At 61.9% G+C, this 13,306-nt stretch carries 15 protein-coding genes; 9 read left to right on the plus strand and 6 right to left on the minus strand.

Annotated elements, in window-relative coordinates; all coding sequences use genetic code 11:
• Positions 1-73: 73 nt before the first annotated feature.
• A complete protein-coding gene (locus HNQ81_RS13975) occupies positions 74-721 on the minus strand; it encodes an RluA family pseudouridine synthase (RefSeq protein WP_183351924.1) in 648 nt (215 codons plus the stop codon).
• Positions 702-1,547: a hypothetical protein gene (locus HNQ81_RS13980; protein ID WP_221270882.1), complete on the minus strand. Its 846-nt coding sequence runs from the start codon at positions 1,545-1,547 to the stop codon at positions 702-704. The genes HNQ81_RS13975 and HNQ81_RS13980 overlap by 20 nt, the downstream gene beginning before the upstream one ends.
• Before the next feature lie 86 nt (positions 1,548-1,633).
• On the opposite strand from HNQ81_RS13980, the gene HNQ81_RS13985 reads away from it, so the two are divergent.
• Entirely contained in the window at positions 1,634-2,641 is a 1,008-nt protein-coding gene (locus HNQ81_RS13985; RefSeq protein WP_183351925.1) for a serine/threonine protein kinase, read from the plus strand.
• Positions 2,642-2,665: 24 nt separating this feature from the next.
• On the opposite strand, the gene HNQ81_RS13990 is transcribed toward HNQ81_RS13985, so the two are convergent.
• Positions 2,666-3,472: a spermine/spermidine synthase domain-containing protein gene (locus tag HNQ81_RS13990; protein ID WP_183351926.1), complete on the minus strand. Its 807-nt coding sequence runs from the start codon at positions 3,470-3,472 to the stop codon at positions 2,666-2,668.
• Between the two features lie 180 nt (positions 3,473-3,652).
• On the opposite strand from HNQ81_RS13990, the gene HNQ81_RS13995 reads away from it, so the two are divergent.
• Positions 3,653-4,042, plus strand: coding sequence for a response regulator (locus HNQ81_RS13995; RefSeq protein ID WP_183351927.1), 390 nt, complete (start codon positions 3,653-3,655; stop codon positions 4,040-4,042).
• Between the two features lie 181 nt (positions 4,043-4,223).
• Positions 4,224-5,375: an MFS transporter gene (locus HNQ81_RS14000; protein WP_240191740.1), complete on the plus strand. Its 1,152-nt coding sequence runs from the start codon at positions 4,224-4,226 to the stop codon at positions 5,373-5,375.
• A gap of 22 nt (positions 5,376-5,397) precedes the next feature.
• Here the strand turns inward: HNQ81_RS14000 and HNQ81_RS14005 are convergent, their stop codons facing one another.
• Complete coding sequence (locus tag HNQ81_RS14005) at positions 5,398-6,792, minus strand: MATE family efflux transporter (RefSeq protein ID WP_183351929.1); 1,395 nt, start codon at positions 6,790-6,792, stop codon at positions 5,398-5,400.
• A gap of 156 nt (positions 6,793-6,948) precedes the next feature.
• Here HNQ81_RS14005 and HNQ81_RS14010 point away from each other — a divergent pair, with 156 nt between their 5' ends.
• Entirely contained in the window at positions 6,949-7,356 is a 408-nt protein-coding gene (locus HNQ81_RS14010) for a RapZ C-terminal domain-containing protein (protein WP_183351930.1), read from the plus strand.
• Here the strand turns inward: HNQ81_RS14010 and HNQ81_RS14015 are convergent.
• Positions 7,344-8,204, minus strand: a complete 861-nt coding sequence (locus HNQ81_RS14015; RefSeq protein WP_183351931.1) for a GGDEF domain-containing protein — start codon at positions 8,202-8,204, stop codon at positions 7,344-7,346. The genes HNQ81_RS14010 and HNQ81_RS14015 overlap by 13 nt on opposite strands.
• A gap of 448 nt (positions 8,205-8,652) precedes the next feature.
• On the opposite strand from HNQ81_RS14015, the gene HNQ81_RS14020 reads away from it, so the two are divergent.
• From HNQ81_RS14020 to HNQ81_RS14035, 4 genes are all read left to right on the plus strand, one after another.
• Positions 8,653-9,075, plus strand: a complete 423-nt coding sequence (locus HNQ81_RS14020) for a periplasmic heavy metal sensor (RefSeq protein WP_183351932.1) — start codon at positions 8,653-8,655, stop codon at positions 9,073-9,075.
• A gap of 210 nt (positions 9,076-9,285) precedes the next feature.
• Entirely contained in the window at positions 9,286-9,549 is a 264-nt protein-coding gene (locus HNQ81_RS14025; RefSeq protein WP_183351933.1) for a hypothetical protein, read from the plus strand.
• A gap of 142 nt (positions 9,550-9,691) precedes the next feature.
• Positions 9,692-10,489, plus strand: coding sequence for a 4Fe-4S dicluster domain-containing protein (locus tag HNQ81_RS14030; protein ID WP_183351934.1), 798 nt, complete (start codon positions 9,692-9,694; stop codon positions 10,487-10,489).
• A 189-nt stretch (positions 10,490-10,678) separates the two neighbouring features.
• Positions 10,679-11,890, plus strand: coding sequence for an AI-2E family transporter (locus HNQ81_RS14035; RefSeq protein WP_183351935.1), 1,212 nt, complete (start codon positions 10,679-10,681; stop codon positions 11,888-11,890).
• A 58-nt stretch (positions 11,891-11,948) separates the two neighbouring features.
• Here HNQ81_RS14035 and HNQ81_RS14040 read toward each other — a convergent pair whose 3' ends face one another.
• Positions 11,949-12,395: an Hsp20/alpha crystallin family protein gene (locus HNQ81_RS14040; RefSeq protein ID WP_183351936.1), complete on the minus strand. Its 447-nt coding sequence runs from the start codon at positions 12,393-12,395 to the stop codon at positions 11,949-11,951.
• A 186-nt stretch (positions 12,396-12,581) separates the two neighbouring features.
• Between HNQ81_RS14040 and HNQ81_RS14045 the strand changes: the two genes are divergently transcribed.
• Positions 12,582-13,190, plus strand: coding sequence for a hypothetical protein (locus HNQ81_RS14045; protein ID WP_183351937.1), 609 nt, complete (start codon positions 12,582-12,584; stop codon positions 13,188-13,190).
• Positions 13,191-13,306 lie beyond the last annotated feature (116 nt).

The following is a 13,306-nucleotide window of genomic DNA, read 5'->3' on the forward strand; positions in this document are numbered from 1 at the left end:
GGCGTGGTTGCGGCGAAAAAATCAGCAATATACTACATCGGGGGAGGCGGCGCAAGCCCGATGTCGCCGGTCTTCAGAAGGGCGCCGGCGATGCGAAGGCCAGCGGGGTGCCGCTGACCGGATGGGAAAGGGCGAGGAAGGAGGCGTGGAGCAGCATCCTCTCTTCCCCGTCGCCCCGGCCGTAGAGCCGGTCGCCGACGATGGGGATGCCGAGGCCGAGCCGGTGGGCGGCATGGACCCGGAGCTGGTGGGTGCGGCCGGTGAGGGGGGTGAATTCGACCCGGGTCCGGTTGCCCTCGAGCGCGAGACGGCGCCAGGTGGTGATGCCCATTTTGCCGGCGATCGGGTCATGGATCTGATAGGGGCGGTTGGCGGGGTCGAGCCGGAAGGGCAGGCGGATCTCGCCTTCCCTCGCCGCGACGATGCCGTCGAGGATGGCGGTGTAGCGTTTCCGCACTTGGCGGGTCTCGAACTGGCGGCTGAGACGGCGGTGGGCCTCGGCGGTAATGGCGAGAATCATCAGGCCGGAGGTGGCCATGTCGAGCCGATGCACCGCCGGCTGGGCGATCATCGCCGGCGCCAGAGGTCGGAGCCGGGCGACCACGCAGTCCTGCTTGTCGGGGCCGCGGCCGGGGACGGCGAGCAGGCCGGCCGGCTTACCCACCACCAGCAGCACCGCATCCCGATAGATGATGACGGGGTCAGGCAGCGGGACCGGCATGACGGGCCTCCAGGCCGCAGAGCAGAAAGCCGAGGATCGGCGCACATTTTTCTTCGCACGAGGGGTAGAACCGGCCCTCCTCCCTGGTCCCGGAGCGGTTGCTCCGGCCCCAGAAGAATTCGGCGAGGCCGAGCGGTGCCAGGTTGGAGCGGGCGGCGAGGCCGAGCAGCTTCGGGGCGCAGCAGTCGCCGGTGCCGGTGGGGATGGCGTGGCCGCCGCAGGCGGCGAACAGCGAGGCCTCGCGGCCGTGGAAGTTGGTCAGGCGATAGAGGCCATGGATCCGCCGCATCAGATCCTGCGACAGCTGGCGGCGGCGGCGCCGCAGGGTCCTCCGCAGGTCCGGGTCGTCGATGTGCGCCAGCTCGGCCCCCAACTCCTTGATTTCCCGTTCGACTTCGGCGCTGATCGCCGCCAGCTGCCGGCTGTCGAACAGCGGCGGGGCCCAGCCGTCGATCTCCCAGAGGCCGTTGTACTGGCCGGAAAATGCCCGCAGGATCCGGGTCGAGCCGTCCGGAGCCAGGCATTCCAGGACGCCGAACATCTTGCCCCGGGCCTCGCCGTAGAGCCAGTCGGTCGACAGCCGGCGATCGGGGGCCGTGGCGGCACCGTCGAGATCGAGGGAGCGGCGGGTCCTGAGCAGCTCCATCAGCTGAAGGCCGTGCCTCAGGGCGCCGTTGACATGGAGACGGTGCTCCCGGCCGCAGGCCCGGCAGAAACCGCGGCAGGCGATCGTCTGGTCGTCGGGTCGGCGGGTGGCGCAGGGAGAATTTGATTTCTGTCCGGACGGGTCATTTTGACCGGTGAGGTCGGGGGTACGGATAATCATGAGCGATTTTTTACCCGATCGGCTAAAAAGAAGAAACAACGACGTGACGACAGCCCACCGGCAGGAGGCGAGGATATCCCCGACCCATGAACAAATCGACCAAAAAAAAATCGCACCTTTTTCATCAACTGGAACCCGAACTGGTGCTCGGACTGGTGGAAGAGGAGCTCGGCCTGCCGCTGACCAACCTGTTCCGGCCGATGACCAGTTATATCAACAAGGTCTATGAGCTCGAACGGCGGCGGGGCGGGGGCCTGATCATCAAATTCTACCGGCCCGGACGGTGGACCGACAAGGCGTTGCTCGACGAGCACGCCTTCCTCCATGAACTCGTCGAGCGGGAGATTCCGGTGGTGCCGCCGTTGAAGCTCAAGTCGGGGGCGACGCTGGGAACCGCCAAAGGGCTGCGCTATGCCATCTTCGTCAAGCGCGGCGGGCGGAGCCACGACGAGTACAGCGACGACCAGTGGCTCGAGATCGGCCGTCTGCTCGGCCGTATCCACAGTGTCGGGGAGGTGCGGAGCGCCCGCCACCGGGTGGTCATGGCCCCCGATCACTCCACTGCCCGACACCTGCGGACCCTGCTTCATGGCGATATCCTCCCCGACGACCTGAAACAGAGCCTGCAGGAGATCTGCACCGCGATCCTCGACGAGATCCGCCCGCTCTTCGTCGGCAGCGAGCGGATCCGGATCCATGGCGACTGCCACTTCGCCAATCTGCTGCAGCGGCCCGGCGAACCGCTGTACCTGATCGACTTCGACGACATGGCGATGGGGCCGCCGGTCCAGGACCTGTGGATGCTGCTGCCGGGCCGATTGGCCGATTCGCTGGCCGAGGTCGACCTCTTCCTCCAGGGCTACGAAACCTTCCGCCGCTTCGACCGGCGCAGCCTCAGGCTCATCGAGCCGCTGCGGGCGATGCGCTATATCCATTACATGGCCTGGTGCGCGCACCAGGTCTGCGATGACGGCAACACCCGGGCCATCGATGACTTCGGTTCGGTCGAATACTGGCAGCGGGAGATCAAGGACTTGCATGACCAGCTGGAGGAGATCCGGCGCGTCCCGTCTGCAGGGGGCAACCTCCTCTGAGTCGGCCTTTTCTGCCTGGTGGCCTTAACTCCAGGGAAAAACGGGAAAGAGACGCTGCAGCAGACTGCGGCTTTCGTTCCTCGCCACCTTCAGCATGGTACGGAAATCGAGGTCGAACCTTGCCTCCAGTTCCAGCCACTCCTCCCGGCTGCGGATGAAGCGGTCCCAGGGCACCGGTTGCCGGAAGGCAAGGATGACGGCATTGTCGCGGTCCGGAACCGACACGAAGATGTGGCCGTCCAGGTACGCAGCGATGCTCTGTCTGATCGTGCCGAGGAGGTGGTCGTCACCGCTCCACAGGTTGCAGCTCAGCATGCCCTGGTCTGCCAGCATCGTCGAACACCGCCTGAAAAAAGGGGATGAATAGATGTTTTCCGCCATTCCCTCGTGATCGAAGGCATCCACCAGAATCAGGTCGTAGTGTCGGCCGGCGGCGGCCTCCTCGAGGAAGGCGAGGCCATCGGCGCAGTGGATGCGGATGCGATCGTCTTCCGGCAGCATGAAATACTGGCGGGCAAGGGTGATGATCCGGGGCGAACTGTCGACCGCATCGATGACACTTTCCGGGTAGTGGTGGTGGCAGTAGTGGATCAGTGATCCGGCGCCGATGCCGATGATCAGGATGTGCTGCACCGATTCCAGGGCCGGCAGACCGAGCAGCATGTAGCGGGTATAGGAGAGCTGGAGCCGTTCCGGGTGGTTGACAGACATGCAGCTCTGGAGGAAACGGGAGGCGAAGAAGAGAGAGCGGAGGCCGTCGCTGGCGATGATTTCGATCAGATGATCATTCCATTCTTCGCGGTGGAGGAGTTCGCCGTTTGCCGTGTCCATGGGACGGATTCTTTTGGGAAATGAAAATGAATCGTGCTTCCGCCATTATACCCGGATTGACTATCATGTCAAAAAAACAGTGATTTTCTGGGTCAATTGCCTTGACGACGACAGACCCGTTCTGGCATAATTTCAATTTAGACGGGGTTCGTGGCTGTCGCGATCAAACAGGAGGTTGGGGTGGATGCAGCAGCAGGCAGAAAGAAAATCCTGATTATGGACGACGAGGAGATGATCGGCGAGGTTGCCTGTCAGATGCTGACCTTGCTGGGGTACGAGGGCAGGCATGTTTTCGACGGGAAGGAGGCGATCTCGCTCTACAGGCAGCATCTCGAGGCGGGCGACGCCTTCGCGGCGGTCATCATGGACCTGACGATCCCGCGGGGCATGGGCGGCAAAGAGGCCGTGATCGAACTGCTGGCCCTTGATCCGCAGGCCAGGGTCCTGGTCTCAAGCGGCTATTCCAACGATCCCAGCATGACCAACTTCAGCAGGTATGGGTTCTGCGGTCATATCGAAAAACCTTTCGATCTGATGTCCCTCAAGGCAGCGATCGAGGCTGTCCTTTGATTCCCAGCCGGCATCCGACCGGCGATTCCTTCTCCAGACCCGGCTGTCATCACCGCCGGCAACAACGATGAACTGCGCCGGACAGATGCATCAGGCGTCTGCGTGAGTGGCATTTCGACAAAGATCTGGTATGGTGAGCCTCCGTTTTGCGATTCCATTTTCCAGCCGGGGGAGAACGTTCTTGTCAGTTACGCCGATCCGTCTCATCTATTTCGCCACCATCGTCACAATCTGCTCTCTCTACGCCGCTCAGCCCATTCAACCGGTGTTCCAGAGGGAATTCGAGCTCAGCAGCCTTCAGGCGATCCTGTTCACCACCCTGATGATGGCGCCGCTGGGCTGCGCCCCCCTGTTTTACGGCTATCTGCTCGAAGCCTTCTCGGCCAAGCTCCTGGTACGCTGGTCCCTGGCCCTGCTCGGCATCCTCGAATTCATGTTCGCCCTGACCAACGATTACTTCACCCTCCTGTTCCTGCGGGCGGTCCAGGGGCTGATCATCCCGGCCATTCTCACCTCGCTGATGAGCTATATCTCCTACTCCTCGGCGCGGGAGGATGTACAGCATTCCATCGCCATGTATGTCGGGGCGACCATCATGGGCGGCTTCCTCGGCCGCTTTTTCTCCGGTCTGTTCACCGAACTGTTCGGCTGGCGAGTCTTCTTCTTCGTTCTCGGCCTGCTGCTGCTCCTCGCCAGCTATCTCCTGTCCTGCCTCGAGCGTGATGTCAAGATGGCCTACGCCCGCCCCCGGCTCGCCGACATTGCCGGCCTGCTGCGGCAGGGCCAGTTCCTGTGGCTCTATCTCGCGATCTTCTGCCTGTTTTTCGTCTTCTCCGCCCTGATGAACATCCTCCCCTTCGAACTGCGCAAGGTCGGAACCCTGTTCGGCGAGGCCGGGGTCGGCCTGCTGTATCTCGGCTACAGCATGGGCGTCATTGTCTCTTTCAACAGCCGCCGGATCATCCGTCTGTTCGGCAGCGAGACTACCGCCATCAGCGCCGGCATCGTCATCTTCTTCATCGGTACGATGATCTTCATGGTCGAACGCTACAGTGTGATGTTCCTCGCCATGTTCGTCTTCTGTACCGGTTCTTTCCTCGCCCATTCCCTGCTTTCCGGCTTCGTCAATAAAATGGCGCAGGACAACAAGGCGATCGCCAACGGCGTCTATATCTCCTTCTACTATATGGGAGGGACGATGGGGTCGTTTCTGCCGGGTTATTTATTCGAGCGGTTCGGCTGGCAGGTCTTTCTCGCCTCGCTGCTCTGTGTGCTGATCCTGGCCCTGCTGTTCGTCCACCGGCTCCGCCACGCGGTCAAAACCCTGGCCTGAGCGGCAGGGACTGAGGTGGCGGCTAACGTGCCGATTCCTTGATCACCAGCATCTGCTGCCAGCGGCCATGGCGATAGCGGCCGGCCGACAACAGGAAAAGGGCGAAGACGAAGATTAAAACGCACAGCCAGGCGCCGATGATGCCCATGTCGAACGCCAGGATTCCCGCCGACACCGGCAGGATGAGGCAGAGCACGGAGGCGAGCCCGATGCTGACCATGATGAAGCGGGTGTCGCCGGCCCCCCTGAGCACCCCGCTGAATACCATGTACAGGGCGTCGAAGAAGAGGTAAGCGGAGACGATGCGGAGGATAGGCATCGCCGTGGCGAGAACCGCGCCGGCGGCGGCGGGATCGCTGCCGGTGGCGAGGAAGGGGGAGAGGATAGCCCGGGGAAAGAGGATGAACAGCAGGTCGACGACGGCGATATAGACCAGCAGCAGATGGATGCCGCTCCACACCGCCGCCCGGGCCTGCTGCGGCTGCCTGGCGCCTAAGGCCTGGCCGACGAGGACGCTGATGCCCTGGGAGACGCCCATCGACGGCATGAAGGCCAGGGCGTTGATCGACATGACGATGTTGGTGGCGGCCAGTTCGATGGTGCCGATCCGGCCGACCAGGAGGAGGAAGAAGGTGAAGGCAAGGATGTCGATGCTGAACTGCAGCGAACCGGGGACGCCGTAGCGCATCAGGCGGGAGAAGATCTCGCCGCTGAAGGCGCGGTTGCTGAGAACGGCGAAACGGCGGTCGTGCTCGGGGGTGAAGATCAAAAGACTCAGCAGCAGGAAACTGATCGCCCAGGCGCAGACCGTGGCGACCGCCGCTCCGGCGATCCCCATTTCCGGCAGGCCCCAGCGGCCGAAGATCAGGGCGTAATCGAGCGGGATGTTGACGGCCATGCCGAGGAGGGTGCTGAGCATCACCGGGCGGGTCATCCCCCGCCCGGCGAAGAAGGTCGACAGCGTGGCGACGGCGACATGGAGGACGGCGCCGCGGCAGAGGATATCGAAATAGATCCGCTCCAGGGCCTGGACCTCCGGGCTGTGCCCGGCGAGGCGGAACAGGGGCTCGGCGGCGAACAGGGACAGGAGCCAGAAGATAAGGCCGGAGAACAGGGTGAAATAGAGGCCCTGCCACAGCACCCGGCCGATCTGGCGATGGGCGCCGCTGCCGCTGTACTGGGCGATGAAGACCCCGACATAGCTGCCGACCCCGCCGAAGAAGGCCATGAACAGGAAGGCGGTGATGCCGGCCGGGGCAGCGGCGGAGATCGCCTCCAGGCTGTAGTTGGCGAGAAAGGCGCGGTCGGTGAATTCCATCACCGTGGTTGCCGACATGCTCGCCACCAGCGGCAGGCAGACCCGGACGACGTCATGATAGCGGCTGCGACGGCGCCAGTTGCTGATCGTTTGGAGCATGCGGTCGGTCTGGTCTCGGGAAGGGTTGCGGTCGGGATGGGTGGAGGGTCGGAATGTCCTCTTACCCGAAGACCGGGCGTTTGGGTAGCACTTCTTTACTCCTTCGGTCGCCGACGGCGCGATGGGGCTATCGGCGACAATGAAAGAGAGGTGGCGATGGACGACAGACTGCAGTTTACCCTTTCCTCGTTTGGATTCAAATACGGTCCGCCGCTTACGGCGACCCATCTCTGGGACGTCCGTTTTCTCCCCAATCCCTATTGGGTCGAGGAGATGCGGGATTTGACCGGCCTCGATCCCTGCGTTGCCGCCTATGTCCTCGACAATCCGGCCGGCCGCGAGTTTCTCCGGCTGACCCGGCCCCTCCTGGTCTACCTGGTGGAGCAGAACCTTGCCGCCGGCCGGCCCGACATGTGGCTGGCGATCGGCTGTACCGGCGGCCAGCACCGGTCGGTGGCGGTGGTCGAAGCCCTGGGGCGGGATCTGCGCAGCCTGCCGATCGATCTGGCGGTCAGCCACCGTGACTGCCCTCGCAGCGAAGAGCGCCTGGTTCAGGGACGATAATCGTTGTCGTGTCGCTGCGCCTCAGCGGGAGGCGGGGAAATGGACTGCCAGCGCCGCACCCTGTTCCTGCCCTGCTGCTTGGCGTGGTACAGGGCCTGGTCGGCCCGTTCGATCAGCGCATCCAGGGTTTCCCCCTGAAGGTACTGGGCGACCCCGATCGAGATGGTGATGGGAAAGGTTATGGTCGGACTGAGGCCGGTCTGGAAACTGGTACGGATGCGCTCGGCGAAGAGCGCGGCGGCCTGTTCGTCGGTATCGGGCAACAGGATGACGAATTCCTCCCCGCCCCACCGGGCCGGGGTGTCATAGGGACGGCAGCAGGACCGCAGGTGGGCGGCGGTGGCCTTCAGCACCTGATCGCCGACATGATGGCCGTGGGTATCGTTGATGACCTTGAAGTGATCGAGATCGGCGAAGATCAGCGACAGGTCGGTGTTCCTCCTGCTGATGCGGGCCAGTTCGTCGGCAAAAATCCGGATGAAGCTGCGGCGGTTGCTGAGACCGGTCAGGGGATCGTGGGTCGACAGCTGCTGCAACTCGTTGATCAGTGCCGAGACCTGGCGGTCCTTCTCCCTTCTGACGCAGCCCAGGATCCCGAACAGAGTGCCGAACAGCAGCGGATGGATCATGAAGAACCACTGGATCGGCGTCGTCAGGACCGTGGCCAGCGGTGCAGGGATGCTGTGGGAGCCGAGAAAGGCGTAATGCATGCTGATCGTCACCAGGGGAATGGGCAGGCCCCAGAGGATGCCGAACCAGATATAAATATTATGGAGTATATCGTAGCTGAAGGGCAGGCTCGCCGCTGTGCAGAATTCCTTGATCTGTGTCCGGATCGATTGTGGCATGAGGCGTCCTGGGGCATCGGGATGGCCGGAATCTGCGTTTGCCGTCGGTGAACGGATGGGCTGAAGCGATCGGCATGGTATCCACAGTTGTTGAAATGATAGCAATTCCGATTGCAATAGACAAGTGCTTTACCCTGCGCGGGCGGTGCGGCGACGAAGCCGGGCCGCCGGCAGGTAGGAAAAAGGGTGTCACTTTCCCCTGAGGGATGGGTATTTTTTACCCACATTTTTTCTGTCGGTGGAGGATGGGAACAGGCAGTAATTTATTAAGATATGAAAATACAGATAGATAGACAATTCATTCATCGTTGGCATCCTTGTTGCATTATCATTGGCACAAGGTACTTGGAGCGATGGCGGCAGTCGCCATCATCTGTCAGGAAGACGCAAAGAAGCCCGGGTATGACGGTTTCGGGTCTTCAACAACAATGAAACAAGGAGAAACACCATGAAAAAGAAAATCGCAGCAGTCGTTCTCGTCTTAGGTTTGGCTACTTCCGGTGTCGCGTTGGCCCGGGGCGGTATGGGAATGGGCCCAGGGGCCGGCATGGGCTGCCCCCAGGGGATTGCGCAGTACCAGCAGCTCGACGAGGCCACCAGGACCAAGATCGATGCTTTCCAGCGTGACAACCAGGATCTCCGCAAGCAGATCGTCATGAAACATGCGGCGATGCGGGCCCTGATGACCAGCCAGAATGCCGATCCTGCCGCCGCCTCGAAACTGAGCGGCGAGCTGTTCGACCTCCAGGCAACGATGCAGGAAAAGGCCAAGGCCGCCGGGATTTCCCAGTACGTCGGTGGATGCGGCATGGGCGGGGCCATGGGCATTGGACCCCGTGGCGGTCGCGGCATGAAGGGCGGCAGGATGTAACAACGATTCGACCTCCATTTCGGGGTACCTCCTCCCCACCCCGGACCCTCCGGACGGCCCTGCCGTTCGGAGGGTTTTTTTGTTGGCGCACCGTTGATAAAAAGGGAAAAGTGGGCTAGACCTACTACCGGAGCAGGGGCCTGCGCCGGAAAATTAATACAGCCAAGCCGGATGCCCGAAATTGTCTTCTTTTTTGCCGGGGAGGGCGAAATGAAAGAGGAGTATAATTTCAACCTGACGTTACCGCTCGCGGACCTTGATGCGGCGATGCTGGTCCTCGACGAAGCCCGGGCCACGTATCCGGACATGCGCCTCAGCCGTAAACCGGACCGGCACGGCAATGCCCGGTTTTATCTGTGTTTCCCCTACCATGGCGTTCGCACCGATCTTCGGTTCGGGGAATGGTTCATGGCCCGGAACACGAAAAACTGGGAGCTCTTCGGTCCCAATTACGGCATCTGGGGGCTGAGCTGAGGCTGTGTGGCGGAAAGGTGCCGTCCCGGCCGTTTGCGTGTGGCCGGGGAGGGCGGCGAATGTGTGGAGAGACGGCCAGACCCGGCTTGGTTGACGATGGGGCTGGCGGAAGACAAAATCAAAACGGAACTGATTGAATCCAATGAAAATAAAAAAAATATGGCTGGTCCCTTTCTCTCCGACCGGGACTTCGAAAAAGGTCATCGCCGCAATCGCATCGGGGATGGCGGGGATTCCAGTTGAAGAGCTTGACCTGACATATACCGCCGCGGCCGGGACGGTGCGATTCGGGCCGGACGAGGTGGTCATCATCGGGGTTCCGGTGTATGCCGGCAGGGTGGCGCCGCTGGCCGTCAGCCGACTCTCGGCCCTGCAGGGCGACCACACTCCGGCGGTCATCGTTGCCACCTACGGCAACCGCGATTTCGAAGACGCCCTGGTCGAACTGCGGGATATCGCCCGCCAGGCTTCCTTCGTACCGCTGGCCGCCGGCACGTTCATCGGCGAACATTCCTTTTCCGGACCGGAGACCCCGATTGCTCCAGGCAGGCCGGATGGCCCGGACCTGGCCACTGCAGCGGAGTTCGGCACCAGGATCGGCGCCAAACTGGCATCGCTGGCCGGGCCGGATCCCGCCTGCTGCCCGGCGCTGCCGGGCAATGTCCCCTACAGGGAGGGGGGAACGCCGCTGCCGTTCACGCCGCTGCTGCTCGAAGCGGCCTGCACCCAATGCGGAACCTGCCTCACCGCCTGCCCAAACGGGGCGATCGCTTTGCAAGACAAGATAGAAATCGACGTTGAGCGCTGCATGTTCTGCTGCGCCTGCATCAAAATCTGCCCGGAGAGTGCGCTGGTCATCGATGCCGCTCCCATCCGGCAGATACGGCAGTGGCTCCATGAGCACTGCGCGGCACGGCAGGAACCGGAACTGTTTGTCTGACAATCGGCAAGAGCGGCCGGAAGTATCGATACCGGAGGCGGGCCGCCCGATAACCAGTCGATGGGTGCGAGCGGCTGTCGGCAGTGATCGCGGCTGATAAGAAATAGAGAAATGGCAAGCGGTGTGTTCGGCCCCCGGCGTCACCGACAGGGTGAGCCGATTGCTTGAAGTCTGTCCCGGGGAGGGAGCATGAAACGCGGTACCGTCAACAAGGCCGTTCTGCTGGTGATCGTCGGCTGCATCTCAACGGTCTTCCTGGTGATGATCCACCAGTTTCTGATGCCGCTGTTCATGGCCGGGCTGTTCTCGGCGATGGTCGCTCCGGCCCACCACTGGCTCACCCGCAGGCTCGGCGGCCGGGAGAATATCGCCTCGATCCTGACCGTCATCGGCATCGTCGTCCTCGTTCTCGGGCCGTTGTCGATTTTGGTCGGGGTCGTGGTCGCCCAGGCTATCCATGTCGGCCAGTCGGTGACGCCCTGGATCCAGGAATTTGTCAGTCAACCGACCGAGATGACCCGCTATCTCGAGAAGGTCCCCTATTACGACCAGATCCTGCCCTACCGCGACGTCATCCTCGAGAAGATCGGCCAGATCGTCGGTTCGATCTCGACCTTCCTCATCGACTCCCTGTCCTCGGTCACCAAGATGACGATGCAGGCGGTGTTCGGCTCGATCATCATGCTCTACGTCATGTTCTATTTCCTCACCATGGGCGACAAGCTGCTGATGAAGATCCTCTACTTCCTTCCCCTGCACGACCGCGACGAACAGCTGCTGCTCCGCCGCTTCACCTCGGTAGCGCGGGCGACGATCAAGGGCACTTTGATCATCGGCATCATCCAGGGGGCGATCTGCGGCCTCGCCTTCGCGCTGGCCGGCATCGAGGGGCCGGTCTTCTGGGGCACGGTCATGGCGGTGATGTCGATCATCCCCGCCTTCGGTACGGCGATCGTGTGGGTGCCGGCGCTGATCATCCTGCTCCTCAAGGGGCAATTCGCCGGGGCGGTGATCCTCGGCGTGGTCTGCGGCGCCATCGCCGGCAACCTCGACAACCTGATCCGGCCGAGGCTGGTGGGCAAGGACACCGAGATGCACGATCTCTTCGTCCTCTTCGGCACCCTCGGCGGGATTGCGATGTTCGGCCTGCTCGGCATCATCATCGGTCCGATCGTCGCCGCCCTCTTTATCACCGTGTGGGAAATCTACGGAGACGCCTTCCGCGATCATCTGCCCGATGTCGGGGTCGTGCTGCGGCGGATGAAGGAGGAGCCGGTCGCCGGCTGCGACGAGGAGGGACTGCTGGTGCATGCAGATCAAGACCTTTGTGCGCCGGAGCCGCCGGCCGGGACCGGGGCGGAAACGTCTGCCGCCCCGGAACAAAAAAACGGGACGGCCTGAGGCCGCCCCGTCCCTTTCCTTTGCCGCCGGTGCGAAAACGACCGGCCACTGACTGTGGTTACTGAATTTCGATCTGCTTCGGCGTCAGTTCCGCCGGTCTGGCGATCTCCAGATGGAGGATGCCGTTTTCGTGTTTGGCGACGACGTTCTCCGTATCGATCTCGAAGGGCAGGCTGAACGTCCTTTCGACCTTGCCGTAGCGGCATTCGCGGCGATAGCTGTTTTCCTCCTTGACCTCCTCGTCCACCCGGCGCTCACCGCCGATGGTCAGCATTCTGCCCTTGACGTCGACCTTGATGTCCTTTTTGTCGATGCCGGGAAGTTCGGCGTCGACCATGATCCGATTGTCCTTCTCGTAGATGTCGACCCGCAGGTTGCCGCTGTCGACGATGGCGGGGCGCCGTTCGAAATTGAAGAACGGGGTGAAGAACTCATCGACGAGACTGGAGAACGTATCCGGTCGATTGATCAGTGATTGGCGTGGCATGTAGCGTGCAAGTTCCATGGTCGTTCCTCCTTTGCATGATGGTGCTGGATACTGCGGTTATTTTCCCTCGAGCGGCTTTCGCTCTTTATCTCTTTACTAGGAATGGTAATAATTGATGTGTCAAAGTCAATATAAGGAATATTACTTTTTCGCATTTAATGAAAAAGTAATTTAACTGCGCAGCAGGAGTCACGGGAGGGCGTTATGGGAGATCAGATCAACTCATTGATCCATCTGGAAATACGTGAAGACAGCGTGCGCGATCTCCAGGGGCGGCAATCGGTCAGGACGACCTTCAAGCTGTCGCCGCGGTCGATCGACGCCTTGAGCATCCTTGCCACCCAGCTGGGTATCCGCCAGAAATCGCTGTTCGATTATCTGGTCGACGATGTCCAGACCCTCCGGGTCATCGCCGAGGGGGGCGGCCTGTCGGGAACGGCGGAACCGCGGGTGGCCAAGACCTATGTCATCTCCCGCCGGACCCTGGAGAATCTCGAACGCATCTCGACCAGCTACAACACGCCCCGGGATGTGCTGGTGGAGGTCTCGATCGAACGGATTCTGCCGCTGCTCCGCCGGGAACGGGAAAAGCACGAACGCCGCAAGCACTTTCTCTCCGAATTGAACGAGCATCTGGCGCGGAGCGCGGAGATGGTGCGGAGGGCGGAGAGCGACCTCGGTCGGGACGATCCGGTGTTCCGGCAGCTGCTGGCGATGGTGAAGGCCGTCGATACCTGCTGTGCTGCGGTCGAAGGGTGTGTCGACCGGGGACGCAGGATGGAGGATTTCGCCAGTCAGGAGGAGAATGGCTAAGGCAAAGGCGGGAAGCAAACGTTCGCTTTTCCCTGCCGAAAAGCCGTTGAAAAGCGACCGCTATTGCGTATACATGCGGCCATGTTGTCATGGCGGCACCAAATGCGTGTTCCGGA

The organism is Desulfoprunum benzoelyticum, from assembly GCF_014201505.1.
GTDB lineage: Bacteria > Desulfobacterota > Desulfobulbia > Desulfobulbales > Desulfocapsaceae > Desulfoprunum > Desulfoprunum benzoelyticum.

Excerpts from the sequence above, each read along its gene's own strand:
- HNQ81_RS14020 (WP_183351932.1), top strand. The coding sequence starts at position 8,653 with ATGAAAAAGAAAATCGCAGCAGTCGTTCTCGTCTTAGGTTTGGCTACT.
- HNQ81_RS14035 (WP_183351935.1), top strand. The coding sequence starts at position 10,679 with ATGAAACGCGGTACCGTCAACAAGGCCGTTCTGCTGGTGATCGTCGGC.
- HNQ81_RS13985 (WP_183351925.1), top strand. The coding sequence starts at position 1,634 with ATGAACAAATCGACCAAAAAAAAATCGCACCTTTTTCATCAACTGGAA.
- HNQ81_RS14030 (WP_183351934.1), top strand. The coding sequence starts at position 9,692 with ATGAAAATAAAAAAAATATGGCTGGTCCCTTTCTCTCCGACCGGGACT.
- HNQ81_RS14010 (WP_183351930.1), top strand. The coding sequence starts at position 6,949 with ATGGACGACAGACTGCAGTTTACCCTTTCCTCGTTTGGATTCAAATAC.
- HNQ81_RS14025 (WP_183351933.1), top strand. The coding sequence starts at position 9,286 with ATGAAAGAGGAGTATAATTTCAACCTGACGTTACCGCTCGCGGACCTT.
- HNQ81_RS14005 (WP_183351929.1), bottom strand. The coding sequence starts at position 6,792 with ATGCTCCAAACGATCAGCAACTGGCGCCGTCGCAGCCGCTATCATGAC.
- HNQ81_RS14015 (WP_183351931.1), bottom strand. The coding sequence starts at position 8,204 with ATGCCACAATCGATCCGGACACAGATCAAGGAATTCTGCACAGCGGCG.
- HNQ81_RS13990 (WP_183351926.1), bottom strand. The coding sequence starts at position 3,472 with ATGGACACGGCAAACGGCGAACTCCTCCACCGCGAAGAATGGAATGAT.
- HNQ81_RS13975 (WP_183351924.1), bottom strand. The coding sequence starts at position 721 with ATGCCGGTCCCGCTGCCTGACCCCGTCATCATCTATCGGGATGCGGTG.
- HNQ81_RS13980 (WP_221270882.1), bottom strand. The coding sequence starts at position 1,547 with ATGATTATCCGTACCCCCGACCTCACCGGTCAAAATGACCCGTCCGGA.
- HNQ81_RS14040 (WP_183351936.1), bottom strand. The coding sequence starts at position 12,395 with ATGGAACTTGCACGCTACATGCCACGCCAATCACTGATCAATCGACCG.
- HNQ81_RS14045 (WP_183351937.1), top strand. The coding sequence starts at position 12,582 with ATGGGAGATCAGATCAACTCATTGATCCATCTGGAAATACGTGAAGAC.